This window comes from Halomonas sp. N3-2A (assembly GCF_002216165.1).
In the GTDB taxonomy this organism is placed as follows: Bacteria; Pseudomonadota; Gammaproteobacteria; order Pseudomonadales; family Halomonadaceae; genus Vreelandella.
The window spans coordinates 4,632,105-4,646,170 of record NZ_CP022286.1 but is presented as its reverse complement, the minus strand read 5'-3'; the positions used below and the strand labels follow the sequence as shown (position 1 = coordinate 4,646,170).

11 protein-coding genes are annotated in these 14,066 nt (G+C 48.9%); 1 reads left to right on the top strand and 10 read right to left on the bottom strand.

Going from position 1 to position 14,066, the window contains the following annotated elements:
* Window positions 1-59 precede the first annotated feature (59 nt).
* From CEK60_RS21430 to fliD (CEK60_RS21405), 6 genes are all read right to left on the bottom strand, one after another.
* On the bottom strand, window positions 60-830 hold the full coding sequence (locus CEK60_RS21430) for an amino acid ABC transporter substrate-binding protein (RefSeq protein ID WP_089040743.1): 771 nt from the start codon (window positions 828-830) through the stop codon (window positions 60-62).
* A 282-nt stretch (window positions 831-1,112) separates the two neighbouring features.
* Window positions 1,113-1,610, bottom strand: coding sequence for an acyltransferase (locus CEK60_RS23065; RefSeq protein ID WP_089040742.1), 498 nt, complete (start codon window positions 1,608-1,610; stop codon window positions 1,113-1,115).
* A gap of 3 nt (window positions 1,611-1,613) precedes the next feature.
* Window positions 1,614-5,459 carry an FkbM family methyltransferase gene (locus CEK60_RS21420; protein WP_198361416.1) on the bottom strand — a complete coding sequence of 1,282 codons (3,846 nt, stop codon included), beginning with the start codon at window positions 5,457-5,459 and terminating at the stop codon, window positions 1,614-1,616.
* 185 nt (window positions 5,460-5,644) lie between these two features.
* Window positions 5,645-6,832: a FliC/FljB family flagellin gene (locus CEK60_RS21415; protein WP_089040740.1), complete on the bottom strand. Its 1,188-nt coding sequence runs from the start codon at window positions 6,830-6,832 to the stop codon at window positions 5,645-5,647.
* Between the two features lie 261 nt (window positions 6,833-7,093).
* Window positions 7,094-8,485: a flagellar filament capping protein FliD gene (gene fliD / locus CEK60_RS21410; RefSeq protein ID WP_089040739.1), complete on the bottom strand. Its 1,392-nt coding sequence runs from the start codon at window positions 8,483-8,485 to the stop codon at window positions 7,094-7,096.
* A gap of 232 nt (window positions 8,486-8,717) precedes the next feature.
* The gene (gene fliD, locus CEK60_RS21405; protein WP_089040738.1) at window positions 8,718-10,064 is read right to left on the bottom strand and encodes a flagellar filament capping protein FliD; all 1,347 of its coding nucleotides are present in this window, start codon (window positions 10,062-10,064) and stop codon (window positions 8,718-8,720) included.
* A 381-nt stretch (window positions 10,065-10,445) separates the two neighbouring features.
* Here fliD (CEK60_RS21405) and CEK60_RS21400 point away from each other — a divergent pair, with 381 nt between their 5' ends.
* Window positions 10,446-10,775: a hypothetical protein gene (locus CEK60_RS21400; protein WP_089040737.1), complete on the top strand. Its 330-nt coding sequence runs from the start codon at window positions 10,446-10,448 to the stop codon at window positions 10,773-10,775.
* Between the two features lie 337 nt (window positions 10,776-11,112).
* Here the strand turns inward: CEK60_RS21400 and CEK60_RS21395 are convergent, their stop codons facing one another.
* The 4 genes from CEK60_RS21395 to yejK all read right to left on the bottom strand — a co-directional run bounded on the left by CEK60_RS21395 (window position 11,113) and on the right by yejK (window position 14,053).
* On the bottom strand, window positions 11,113-11,718 hold the full coding sequence (locus tag CEK60_RS21395) for a YqhA family protein (protein ID WP_089040736.1): 606 nt from the start codon (window positions 11,716-11,718) through the stop codon (window positions 11,113-11,115).
* Window positions 11,719-11,783: 65 nt separating this feature from the next.
* A complete protein-coding gene (locus CEK60_RS21390; protein WP_089040735.1) occupies window positions 11,784-12,377 on the bottom strand; it encodes an exopolysaccharide biosynthesis protein in 594 nt (197 codons plus the stop codon).
* 90 nt (window positions 12,378-12,467) lie between these two features.
* The gene (locus tag CEK60_RS21385; RefSeq protein ID WP_089040734.1) at window positions 12,468-12,920 is read right to left on the bottom strand and encodes a tellurite resistance TerB family protein; all 453 of its coding nucleotides are present in this window, start codon (window positions 12,918-12,920) and stop codon (window positions 12,468-12,470) included.
* Window positions 12,921-13,039: 119 nt separating this feature from the next.
* On the bottom strand, window positions 13,040-14,053 hold the full coding sequence (gene yejK, locus CEK60_RS21380; RefSeq protein WP_089040733.1) for a nucleoid-associated protein YejK: 1,014 nt from the start codon (window positions 14,051-14,053) through the stop codon (window positions 13,040-13,042).
* Window positions 14,054-14,066: the final 13 nt, after the last annotated feature.

Here is a 14,066-nt window from a genome sequence, read left to right as displayed (position 1 = left end):
GGCCGTGGCAGTGCCACGGCCGCAATCAGTTGCTGGTCGTCTAAAGGTAAACGCCGCGATTATGGCTGGGTGATATCAGTATCGAACCATTTTTGCGATATTTCACCTAATGTACCGTTTTCACGCAACTCTTCCAGGGCGGCATCTACGCGGTCACGCTGAGCACGGCCCTCTTCATCATCACGAAACGGCAGCGCGTTTTCTATGATAGTGAACGGCTGACCAGCCAATGCCAGCGGCAAACCGCGTTCGCTGATCACCTGGCTGGCACTAACGCGATCCATCACAAATGCATCGATACGGCCAAGCGCCACATCCTGCTCGACGTTGGATTCGTAGGTACGGATATCGATCTCATCGGCATTAGGCTGTTCACGCAGCAACTGCTCATAGTTAGAGCCCAAGTTCACCGCAACGCTTTTGCCAGATAAATCTTCAACACCGTGAATGGTGTCATTACCTGCCCGCACAACGACCTGGGCACCATCGTAAACATACGGTGCGGTGAAGGCGTACTTCGCTTTGCGCTCATCGGTAATGGTAATTTGGTTAGCAATGGTATCAATGCGCCCCGATTCCAACATGCCCGCCAAGCCAGAGAAGCTTGCTGTCACGAACTCAATCTCATCGCCAGTCACATCACCAACGGCGTTCATGACATCGACTTCAAAGCCTTTCAGTTCGTTTTGCTCAACAAACGTAAAGGGGAAATACCCCCCAGACATGCCGACTCGCAGCGCATCCGCGTAAGCAGCGGCAGACAGCACACCACCCACAACGCTAAGCGAAAGAACGGCAACGGCTTTTTTCCAACGGCTCACATTCACCATATTCTTTTCCCCTCTAGGGCACCTAAGCACCCTGCTTTAAACGTGGGCACTGGTTGCGACGTTCGTCGAATATTCACCAGTGCAATGAAGCCAAGATACCAGCAAAAAAGAAATAATAAACAGCTTTCTTAGTATTTTTTGGAATTTAGGATCAACTGGTGGTGCTATCGTGATGATGACGTGCTGACGCTGTTTAAAGACTCCAATCATCCAAATTGGCTGTAAACATTGCTCGGCTACTGCTATTCAAATTTTAAAACGATGGGGAAACCCATGTTTGCATTAGGTATTACTCCCATCAATTTTTTTAATAATTTTAGCAGGATGACCTGCCATAATAGTGTTCGGCGGAACATCACCAACAACCAAACTGCCCGCAGCGACAACAGCATTCTCCCCTATCACGGCAGGCCCAAGCACAGTGACACCAGAGCCCAGCCACACACCCTGCTTAATGTGGATATCTCTGCCACTATCAGGAACAGCTGTCAATCTTTCTAGGCCGATTTTTTCGTAGTCATGCGTTCCTGTCAGCAACATACAACGATGACCAAAAAAGCAATCCTTTTCGATTGTGATATGACCTGAACGTGTATTAAGCAAAAGGTCATTCAGAGGGATCGTAATATTATCTAGATGCAGACGGCTACGATCCCCCCATACTTTTGTCTGGCGAAGCTCTGTTTCTGCTAAATATGGGCTTAAAAGTTTTGCCAAAATCTGCAAATCACTTTTACTTGCGGTTCTTAGCAAGCTCAGAAACTGCGTTTCCTGTGTCATTTTTTAATCCACTGAAATAGCGTTAATTTTTTTTCCGACAATTTTATTGAAAAAGCTCTTTTCACTACAACCCTCTTCATTCATCAATAAGCGGTAAGCTAAATCGAAGCTTCCGTATGCTTTGCTCAAAATAATCGCCAATTTTTTACGCTGCTCTACAGAAGCCTCCTGCAAAGCATTAATATCTCTGACATATACTGCGTCAGCAGTAGTTAGCTGATTTATACCCTGATGAATCCCGCCATTGATTTTCATCGGTGCGTAAATTCGTTTTCTTTGCTCCAAAAGCGTATGCAGCATAAACCCATGCGCCCTCATCCATTGGTCAATCTCAGCAAAGAGTGGTTGATTTTCATAAAGCTGAATAAAGTTAACCTCTGTCTGAATAACCAAGGTATCTTTCAGCTTTTTTTCGCCGTTTCTAAAAACGTTAAGCTCACCGCCTTGGATATCAATTTTCAACCAGTCTATTTTTTCTATTTGGTCAATATCATCTAATCGTATGGTCTCGATTTCCTCGACCGACTTCACCTTTCCCCAGATCGGATATCCTTGAAAGTGATTAAGCACTAGGCTATTCGGCTTTAACGTTGAGGTCATACCCGAGGCTTGACAGATGTAAAGCTTGGCATGCTCTCCAGTACCGACTGCATGTGGCAGATAGGTCTCATTATCCCCTTTCATAGTTTGCAATTTTTGCAATGCTTCTTTCTGTGGCTCGAAACCAACCAACGTCACAAGCCCCTGCTTGAGCATTTCCGCATAAGGAGGCGTCCCATCGATAGGATTGGCACCGACATCTACCACGCTGATTGGCTCATCGAGCTTCCACAAGCTTATAGGCTTATTCTTTGTACGTGGCTTTTCAAACTCGGAGGACTGAGATGCAACATTACTACTAGCCACATCTTGGGTAGTATTATCGTCCTGTAATTCAGTATAACGATTTAATAATGCGTCAATATCTTGAGAAATATTGTCTGCTACTGCTTGATTAACTACGGGCAACTCAGATGTTTGCTTAGGCGTTACCACGTTATCATTATCAAACTCATTTACCGGGGCTTTCACCATCCCTTCTGAAAGTAAATATTCTTCTGCCTTTGCTTTATCTACACCGACCAAGAGTTCGTAACTCATATCGCGGATGCCATAAATAGTATGTAACAGAAAAGCAAGCTTGATGCGCTGGTGATTGCTTAAGTTGGCCATACGCTCATGGCTAGGCAAAAATACAGCATCAGCACTATGCAACTCCGTCGCCTGGCGCTGCTTGTCAGGTACGCTTTCTGGCAGATGGCTGCGGTGTTGCTCATTGTTGAAGCGGTAGAAACGGAAGCCGTGGCGGCTCATCCAGTGCTGCACTTCCGCGAGGTTAGGTTGGCGCTGGTGCGTCGGCTGAAAGGCAATACGCACTTGGATAAGAAGCGTATTTTTAAGGGCTTTTTCGCCGTTTTCAAGAATTGCCGTGGAATCGCTTAGATGATCAAGAATTAACCAATCCAAGCTTTCAAGCCCTTCGATGGCATCTAACGCAATAGTATTGATCGGCAGCTTGGCAAGCACATTAGTACCCGATGGGCTAACCCCGTGTTGCTCTCCGATGGGCAGCGGTTCCAAGGTGCTGCTCATTGTTGGATCTAAGCACGAATAAAGCGTTGCTTGATAGCCATCGCCTAAAACAGCATGGGTAAAGACTTGCACATCATTGCTGCCCTCAAACCGCTCGGGATTTGTTACTTGGCTTGCTGGATCGAAGGTCACTATGCCAAATGAATTTAGTTGTCTAAGGGTATCAATGCCTTTCTCAACAACTAATCTTGCCCCATTATCCAGCGCTATAATCTTGCTAGATAGCGACCATTTAAACCCAGCCGCCTCAGACCCCATGCTTTCTGCATAGACAACATCAACGGGTGTTTCTTCATCCGCAAACTGCGCCTGCCCAGTTTTATCGAACGTTAAAGCGGCAGGCTGCTTTCCTTCACAGTGGCGTTGCCAAATGGCACGCATTGCATTAGTAAAATGTTTTGCAAAGCGAGGCGCATTGCATACGGGTGACTCTATTAAAACTTGACGAAGGTGCTGCCTGATAGTGGCAAGGCTATCTAAGTCAGATGCAAGCTCCAAAACTCTTTCTCGATACTCTTGCCAAGAGTTCACTACAAGTTCTGGCATACCCGCATTGATCAAATGGGTAGCACTGTGGCGTCCTGCAAAGGTCGGCCCCGGGAAAGAAACGACTGGAACTCCCATAAGAAATGATTCACAAGTGGTCAGTCCACCAGAGTAAGGCCAAGGGTCTAAGGAAATATCAACTTTATTATACGCATTTAAAAGCTCAGCGTGCGATGAAGGCCCTTCAATAAGCAATCGATCACTCTCAATACCAAACATTTCCATTGTTTCTTTAACTTTTCGACAGCGCTCTTCACTTTTATACTGCATGCTTTTTAGCAATAGCTTAGAGCCAGGCAGCGCCTTCATTATACTAGACCACTGTTCCAACACTACATCATTTAATTTATTAGCATTATTAAAACAACCCAATGTTACAAAACCATTCTTAAACGCAGGCAATGGCTCCACATCTGGCTCATATCCATTTGGAGGTACATAGCAAATATAGTCATCAGGTAAGCGTATTATTTTTTCGACATATGCTTCATCTACACTTATAGGTGTCTCAATACTATCACTGATCAAATAATCAATGGCCGACAAGCCTGTAGTGTTAATCAACCCGCCCACCCACTTTACCTGTATCGGAGCTGGGCGCATACTTACTGCCAATATTCTGTTACCTGCATTATGACCAGCTAAATCAATCAGAATATCAATGCCATCATGTACAATCTGCTCAGCTACCTGCTGATCCTTTAAGGGCTGCACGCTCATCCATTGTGTAGCTACTGATTTCAGCCTTTCGGTAATACCATCAGAAGCATGGTTCGTACTATAAAAATAAAACTCCATCTGGTCTTTTGGAACACATTCTAATGCCGAAGTAATCATTCTTCCAACAGGATGCCCACGAAAACCATCTGAAATCAATCCAACTCTAAGGCGTTTTTTAGAATTATTGTGACTAGCATAAGAAAGCGTGGTAACACTTGATAAAAATTTACTTTCCCACTGCTTACATAGCGCTGTAATCTCCTCACCTGTCTTATCAGGGTGGTAGTGATATGTAGTAATGATATTGGAAAAAGGGCCCGGCGCATGGGGATTAACTCGATGCGCTTTACCGTAACTTTCAAGTCCTTTATCAAGATCTCCAATAGCATTATAAACATTACCCAGATTATTCCAGGACAAATAATTATTGGGTGCTAATTTTGCAGCTTTTTCAAGCGCATCTCTTGCTCGACCATACTCAAACTTCTGCATCAAAATATTGCCCAATGTGTTAAGCATATCCACATCGTCGGGCATTAACTCGCAGGCTATTTCGGCATGCTGTAGCGCTTCATCAAAACGTGCCTGGGTATAATAGATGTAGCCCATATAGTGTTGTGCTTTAGCATAATTAGGGCGTAACTCGATAGCCGCTTGTAAATACGCCAACCCGCGATCAGGGTCGCCCAATTGATGCGTCATTCGCCCCTGTAGCGCTAGCACTTCGGCATCATTTGGTTGTAAAGAAACTGCGCTATTTAATGCCTCAAGCGCTTCTTGTAGATGCCCTGCTTCTGAGAGTTCTGCACTGAGCTGCTTCCACGCAGAAATATTTTTTGGCTGACGCTCCGTTAGCGCTCTGGCTTTCTTCAATGCTTGCGTTGTTCCTCTCGTATCCAAAGTGCGCTGGCGAGCATTATTTGATGAGCGATAGGGCTTTTTATTCGACATGGTAGAGAACATCCTGAAGGCGGTTAAGCTATACATGACATCATATCTGATGCCCCTTCCCTCCAAAGGTACGAAAAGCGCTGAATATACTTGTTAACTGAGTTCATTCCAGCCGCAAAACAAGACAGGCCTCCATAAAGGAGGCCTGTAGGTAATCCGCAAGTACGGATAAGTAGTACGATGGCTTAGCCCAGCAGTGAAAGTACGTTCTGCGGAATCTGGTTAGCCTGTGCTAGTACAGAGGTACCCGCCTGCTGCAGAATCTGTGCACGGGTCATGTTAGCTACTTCTGTTGCATAGTCAGCATCTTCGATACGTGACCGAGCAGCAGAAAGGTTGGTTTCGTTAGTCTGCAAGTTGGTAATCGCAGAATCAAAGCGGTTCTGAACGGCACCCAAGCCCGAGCGCAGCTCATCGACCTGTTTAAGAGCCGCATCAAGCTTTTCCATCGGGTTAGTGGACGCAGAACTTAGCAGGTCTTTTGCACCCAAGTCTGTGCCAGTAACAGTATAGGCAGCAGTGGTATTACCAGTAGCGACAGCGGCTTCTGAGGGATCAAGTGCCACTTGGAAGGTTACCGCAGTGCCGGAAGTCGCTTCGATGCCCTGTAAACCAAGTGCTTTTGCTTCAGCGTTATTTTGAGCAGTAATGGTAACGTCAACGTACCAATTACCATTATCATCAACTTGAGCAGTTGCAGCACTGTCTACACCGGCGGCACTAACACCTAAGTTTGTAGCCAAATCGGCAGAGAAGTCGTTAACAGTATTGGTGGTTACACCAGTACCCTGACCGTAGGCAGCTTCATAATCTGCAGCGACAGCTGCGCCAAGATTCTCACCCGGGCCGTTTACATTGAAGCTGGTTAAATTTAGTGTGTCAGAAGTGATTTTTTCCAGGACAACGTCGATAGACTCACCGTCGTTGGCACCTACTTGAATAGACAGGCTCTGATCTTCGGACAATACTTTAACGCCGTTAAAGTCAGTCTGTTCTGAAATACGGTCAATCTCGGTAAGACGCTGATTGATTTCGTCCTGGATGGATTGCAAATCATCCTGGCTGTTGGTGCCGTTTTGTGCCTGTACGGTCAACTCACGAACACGCTGCAAGTTATCATTAACCTGGTTCAGGGCGCCTTCAGCAGTCTGTGCAACGGAGATACCATCGTTAGCGTTACGCTGTGCTTGAGACAAACCGGTGATCTGACTGGTCATACGGTTGGCGATGGCTTGGCCAGCTGCGTCGTCTTTAGCGCTGTTGATACGCAGACCAGAGCTCAGACGCTCCATAGACGTGGTCAGGGCATTTTGTGATTTGGACAGGTTGGACTGGCCAATCATGGAGGTAATGTTGGTATTGATCACTGACATGGTGTGATTCTCCTTGCATGAACACTGGCCGGAAGGCCTGCTATTCGGCCACTTTGTGCGCCGTTATTAGAATTAACGGCACGGCGGGGGGAATCTTTAGGGTGATTAGTAAAAAAAGATGTAATGTTTGGTAACTGTAGGGTGAGAGGCTTACTTTTACTAGAGCAACAAATGGGCGGCTTGCGCCGCCCATTGCGGGTGCCTCGCTTCGCTCGTTACACCGCACTACTTATCTGTGGCTACTCAACCGAAGCGTTAAGGTTATTTCTTGCGGCCTAACTGATTATCCAGGGCATCAAACTGCTGGGTGAGGTAGGAACTCATGCTATTCATCTGGGCAATCATCGCATCCAGTTGGCCGAACTGGGTGCGGTAGCGAGAGATGGTGCCTTCAATGGTTTTTTCCATACGCTCGAAACGATCGTCCAAGCTTTTAACACGATTTTCCGCGCCACTAATCGCCAGTTTGACCACCCCGTTATTGCCCAGCATCTGTTCGATAGTGGTGTTTAGCCTACCCGCCATGCCGTCGCCCTCGTTTTCACCGGCAAAAAAGTCATTGAGGGCCTGGGGGTTATTGGCGACCAAGTCATCTAACGTCTCTTCATCGACCTTGAGCTTGCCATCTCGTTGCAGAGTGATGCCTAGCTGGTTAAGGGTCGACAACTCACCGCCTTCTACCCCGCCGGTTAATACACTGCGCAGCCGGGATTCGATGGTACGCACGGTGTTGTCGCCCACTAGCTCGCCAGCGGTTTCGCTATCACCGGTAAAGCGAGTGAGTTTGCCAATGGTGCCTTTTAAGTCATTAAACGCTTTTACAAAGCCATTAATCGCTTCGCGCTGCTTTAGCGTATCGCGCTCAATATTAATGGTGCTGGAAGCTGTTTCGCCGTCCACGATATCAAGCTCAGTAAGATTTAGCGTTACGCCTTGAATCGCGCCTTCAATACTGTTTTCCGCACTACTAATCGCAATGCCATTAACTGTAAGCGCAGCATTTTCCCCTGGGCGCTTTGTTGCCGCACCTTCAGCAAAGGGGCCAGGCACTACGGTGCCACCGGCACCAACAAAACTAAAGTTTTCAATAGAGGCGTCTGCACCGGTCGTTTTAGAACTAAGTTCCAGCCGATAGCCGGTGCCATCGTTGATAATCGTGGCGTTAACACCAGCTTCTTTATCAGCGTTAATGGCATCACGAATATCCGCAAGGCTACTGCCTTCTACGATGTTGATCTCGACGCTCTCGCCATCGCCAAAGGTCAGTTGCAGCGCGGTCGCCCCTTGTAGATCTAGGGCGGCGTCCCGCTCTCCCACGCGGTTTGAGGCCAGCGTGCCAGAGGTGGCCAATTGGCTGACCTCTACCCGGTAGCTGCCCGGCAGCGCATCTGCGGCGGCAGTCGCTTTAATGGCATCGCCACGCACATTGGCGGAAAGGCTTTGGTAGAGCTTGGGGTCGTTGATTTTGGCGACCGCATCTTGAAACGAGTTCAGCGACGTTTGAAGTTGACCGAAAGCAGAAATTTTCGCCTGCTGCTGTTTCTTTTGAAGCGTAATTGGCGCGAGCTTGCCCCGCTCAGCCGCTTGAAGCTGATCAAGCAAACCACTGAGATCAAGGTTAGAACCAACGCCAAGAGAGGTTATCGTCGCCATGCGGGGGTATTCCTCAGTGCAAAAGGCTAAACCATAAGACCCAGGCACGCATGCGCACGCCCGTTTATTTAACAGCACTGCTATCGGCAGAAAAGCGTACAACTTTAGCGCCTTTTCGCGCTTTCGCCGCTTTACATACTTTTTTACTAGAAATGGGAATTTTCTAATGAAAACGCCTGCAGGAAGCAGGCGTTAGCGTAGGCGTTCAACAACCACCCAATTACTTTAGCGACTATTTACGCCCAAGCTGAGCGTCGAGGGCATCAAACTGCTGGGTTAGATAGTCGCTGGTTTGGTCCATCTGGGCAAGCATGCTATCCAACTGGCCGAACTGGGTACGGTAGCGGGAGATGGTCCGCTCAATGGTTTGTTCTGTTCGGGTGTAGCGCTCTACAAGGGATTCCACACGATTTTCCGCCCCGGTAATAGCGCCTTTCACAGCCCCGTTCGTACCTAATAACTGGTCTAGGCCCTGGTTTAGCTGGCCTGCCATACCTGAATCGTCGGCGTCACCAGCGAAGAACACCGACAGCGCATTCTGGTTATTGACAATGGCGTTATCCAGCTCGCTTTCATCAATAGAAAGCGTGCCGTCCCGCTGTAGTGAAATACCAATATCACTAAGCATCGAGAACTCACCTTCGATACCGCCACTTAATATGCTGCGCATGCGTGACTCCACCGTGCGCACCGTACTATCGCCGTTCAGCTCGCCTGCCACGCCGGTTTCCGCATTGTAACTGGTCAGCTCGCCGATGGTGCCCTTAAGCTCGTTATAGGCATCGACAAAGCCCGTAATTGCTTCACGAACAGCGCGTGTATTCTGCTCGACTGCCACGGTGCTATCGCCCTCTTCTTGAAGATTAAGCGTCACGCCTTGAATCGCCCCTTCCACCTGATTGGTAGGGCTGGTAATGGCAATGCCATTCACCGTCAACGCAGCATTAGTGCCTGCTTGAAGGGTGTTATCGGTGTCCGCAGCGAAGGGCTCGGTGCCTGAAAAGCTAAAGCCGCTAATAGAGGCATCCGCACCGGTTTCACTGGAACTAAGCGCCAGCCGGTAGTTGGTGCCGTCGTTCACAATGGTGGCGTTAACGCCTGAATCCTCACTAGCGTTAATCGCATCGCGAATATCTTCCAGGCTGCTATTCGCACCGATGGTGACCTCTTTACTGGCCCCATCACCGAATGTGAAGGTTAACGTTTGCTCAGTGGTCGTTAGCGGCGCGTCCAGTTCGGCAACTCCTTCAGAGGCCAGCGTGCCACGGGTAGCGAGTGTATCAACGGTGACGTTATAACTACCGGGCTGCGCTTCGCCGTCTGCCGTGGCAGTAATGGCATCGCCTCCCACATTCGTGGAAAGGCTTTCGTAAAGCGCACTGTCGTTTAACTCAGCGGAGGCAGTTTGAAATTTGGAGAGCGCACTTTGCAGCTGACCATAAGCAGAAATCTTGGTCTGCTGGGTTTCCAGTTGACGCTCTATAGGCTTCAGTTTCCCTCGCTCAGCATCTTGCAGTTGATCCAGCAAGCCGTTGAGGTCGAGCCCTGAGCCAATACCGAGTGATGAAATGGAAGCCATAAGTTACTGCCCTTTTTTTAAATAACGCCCAACACGCTGGCGCTGCTCATACGTAAGAATGTGATTTATATTTAATACTATCGACCATTAAAGCTTAGACTTGAGCCTATTTGGCTTTTTTTACGTACTAAAAAGTAATGAATTGTAAAGAATGACGCTTACATAAAGCTAAAAAGGCATAACACCATCAATTTTAATTAATACTTTTTGCTTTTCCCCTAGCGGCCCACATGTTGAATTATCTAGATGACAGAAATATGTCAGGAAAAGGTCAGCGGTTGCTTTGACACCAATCCACCATAGACCTTGGTCTAATACCCGCATTGCTTTATAATGCACTGCAACAAGCCCATTTTAGGGCTATTTGCAGGAGAACGACTTATGCCTTCCGAGGTGTCACAACCCGCATCCAGCGTAGCGTCTGCCGCTTATCATGTGCAGCGCAGCCTACGCCACTGCCTTTCTACCGTTGCCGAGCTGCTTTACGATAACGGCCATGTGCTCGAAACCATTACCTTGCCGCAGCGTGGCCTTGCCCGACGCGAGCTGGCTCATTTGAAGGGACATTGCCCTAGTTGGAAAACATGCCAACGGGTGCTTGAAGAGAGCGGTGCCGCTGAATTTAATGATTACGACCGCTTCGTACTGACGTCTATGGGACGAGAGCTAATGTTTGATATGTTTGGCCAGGGAGCTGCCGACTGCGCGTAATCGCGCTTGCTTTGCTCTGCACGTTCTAAATACGACGTTTTAAATACAAAGCGCCCGTCGGCCCTTGAAAAAAGGGCTGCGGGCGCTTTTCTATTGGCGCGGTGTGCTTAACGCAGTCCAAGCAGCGATAGAATAAACAGCACAACAACGATTAGACCAATAATATAGATAATGTTACGCATAACGGCACTCCTTGCTTTTGCGTTTAAAGGCTTGCTTCAAAGAGAGCAACACCTTGAAATAACATCTCTAGCCTAGCAGTGATTGGTTATGTTTGCGTAATTTACCCTTGGTGGGCATTGAATCGCTCTCTTAAGAGAAAGTACGACGATTCGTCTCACTCCCCCTTATGCCCTAGGCTCATCAGATAAAGCGCTGCGGCCAGCGCCAGCACTGAAAGCGCGAGGTAGATGGCTTCCAGTGGCGTTGTGAAACGGATATCCACCACGGCGCGGAAAAACTCAATAATCACCGCCAGAATCACCACGCGGGCAATTTTGTCCTTGAGTTGATCCAGTGAGCCTACGTTAAACGGATGCTTGGGATAGCGCACTTCCGCCTGGTCGATCCGGGAAACAAACAGCCGATAGATACCTAGCCCAAAGATCAGCAGCACAATCGCTATTAAATAAACATCAACGGCGATGATGATGTCCGGCACCAGGGTGTCGTGGATATCTTGAGAGCTATCCACCAGGTAGTAGCGCAGTACATCACCCACCACGGTTAAGATATCCAGCGTACCCACAATAAACAGCATCAGTGAGCCCAACAGGCTTGGCACTACCGCCAGCATTACCAGAAAGCGAGAATTCCAAAGCACTGTTTCAATCCGCCGCTCCCAGGGGGATTGTTCACGGGGCGTTTTGGGCGCAGGCGGCAGCGTTGAATGTGGCGATGGTGAGTTCGATGATGATGACTCAGACGGTGCTGGATCAGACATGGTGCGTGCTTGCTCCTTTTAAAAAGCCGTCAGCTTAGGCGGCGCTAGGATGATCGTACGCGAACTTATAGCACGTTGATCAGCACAACCGTAAACGTAACTCCGGTGAGTAGAAAACCCAGCGAGAGCATAATGCCGTCTCTGGCGACTAAACCTAAACCAAACAGGGTAAGCGCCAAACCCGCGCCGTTGGCGCTAAACGGAATAAACTCCATCGGCGGCATGGCTAGCGCGATAAGTAAGCACATCACGGCGGTGACGCGTATCCCGATATAGCCGGTCATCCACGCTAGGCGCACACCTAGTAAGCTATCAACCCACGTGGCGGGCTTTTTCATGTAGTGAATGGCTTTATCGAATTTGTTTCGAGAAATCGAGCGTTTTACTAGCCATTTAGGTAACCAGAAAGTTTCCCTGCCGATTAATAACTGAACGGATGTGAGCAACACCAACGCCGCCATAAGCGTTGGCATACCGGGAATATCACCGATGATGGGCGCAAGTGTGATTAGCCCAGCAAGCAACAATAGTGGCCCAAATGAACGCCTGCCCACCGCGTGAACCACGTCGTCTACGCTTACCTTGGCTTTTTCACGCTCCATTCGCTCCATGGTGTTAATCAGTTCGGTTAAGTTCGATGCATCCTGCATATCACTCATTGGCGTTTCTGCGCTCCGAGCCCTGTATCAATGGGTCTATTAATGGTTATGTCGACGGCTGGGGATTTCTGCTGAGCCGGAAGGGAGCCGCTAGGCCTGGGGCGTGCTGGCAAGCTTGCTGCGAATAAAATCGCTATGGCTAACGTGTAAAAGATCTGCCAACCGCCGGATACGGTGTTCTTCGAGTGGATCGATACTGCCGTCAGCCCAAGCAAGCTGCCACATTAACGCTACCAACTCGCAGCGCTGCTCATAACCGTAGTGCTCTTTTATCAGGCTAACAAACTGGTAATGATCGACGGCATCATCCACTTCTGCTTCCGCCAATGTCATTAACTCGTTAACGTCGCTGTCACTTAAGTGGTAGCGGCTGATTAACATCTGCTTCAGTGCGGCGCGTTCAGCATCGCTTTTATCGTAATCGGCGCGCATGACCTCACAGAGTAATGCCGCCGTTGCGAGTTCTAGCGTCAGGGTTTGATTATCACGCTGCTCAGGTTCTGCCAGCGCGCGTTGGAAGAAATTGCTAATGGCATCCAGCACGGTTTCTCTCCTGTTAATAAACCTGCCACTTCGACTGGCGATATGGCACTTAGTGCCCTTTACGCCTAAGCGCCCACCCTCACCTCACTATTCACCAATCACGATTCACGATTTACCAATCACTCCTTACGCTTCGCCAACTGCTCTTTTAGCTGCTTGGGCACTTGCTTGATAATCAGGCGATCCTGGTTTTCATCGTACTCAATGCTGGACCCGAGCAGGTGGGAGTCAAAACTGATCGATACGCCCCCAGCACGCCCGGTAAAACGGCGAAATTGACTGATAGTACGCTTGTCCGGCGGAATCTCTGGAGAAAGGCCGTAGTCAGCATTACGGATATGGTCATAAAACGCTTTGGGCTGCTTTTCGTCCACCAGCCCCGAAAGCTCTTCTAAGGTCATTGGCTCGCCACGGCGCAGCTGCTCGTTGGCGTAGTCGACCAGGGTATCGGTTTTTTCTCGGCTGGCTTCGTCGTCGTAGTCCTCTTTTTCGACGTAATCACTGAAGGCTTTCAGCAGCGTGCGGGTTTCAGCAGGAGCATCAATGCCCTCTTCCATACCCAACAGCGCTATCAAACCATCGGCTAGCTTTTTGCCGCCGCGGTCTTTTAAAAACGACACATATTGTGCGCTTTCAGAATCGCTCTGCCACTGGGTAAGGTTTACCCGTGCTGCCAAGGTGAGCTGGCTGGTATTAAGCTGCGCGGCGGGCACTGCTTGGTGCTCTGCGTTAATGCCAATACCTTCCCGCTGATGAACTAAGCCTAAAAACAGCGTCTCGGTATCGCCCTGGCGTAGATGTGCGAACACTAAGTAGCCGCTAACGGAGAGCTGCTCTTGCAGTGTTTGCGCCAAGCGTTCGGCAATCGCAATAGAAAGCTGGGTAAAATCTTGCTCTTCTGCCAAATACGCCCGTAGCCAAGCTACCAGCGGACCAGCCTGCTCGCCCTGCTCAGCAAATCGCCCCCACCCTTTGGCTTTGGTGTTGTAGGTGTCATTTAGCGAATTCACCAAGCTTGCCATCACAGGGTCGTCGTTGGCCGCGGGTGTTGACGCTGGTGCCGCCGTGACGGTCAAACGTTCACCATCTAGTGATGGATCAAGGCGGTGCACAATACTTTGCAGTAGCGGCATAAGCGGGAGTTAC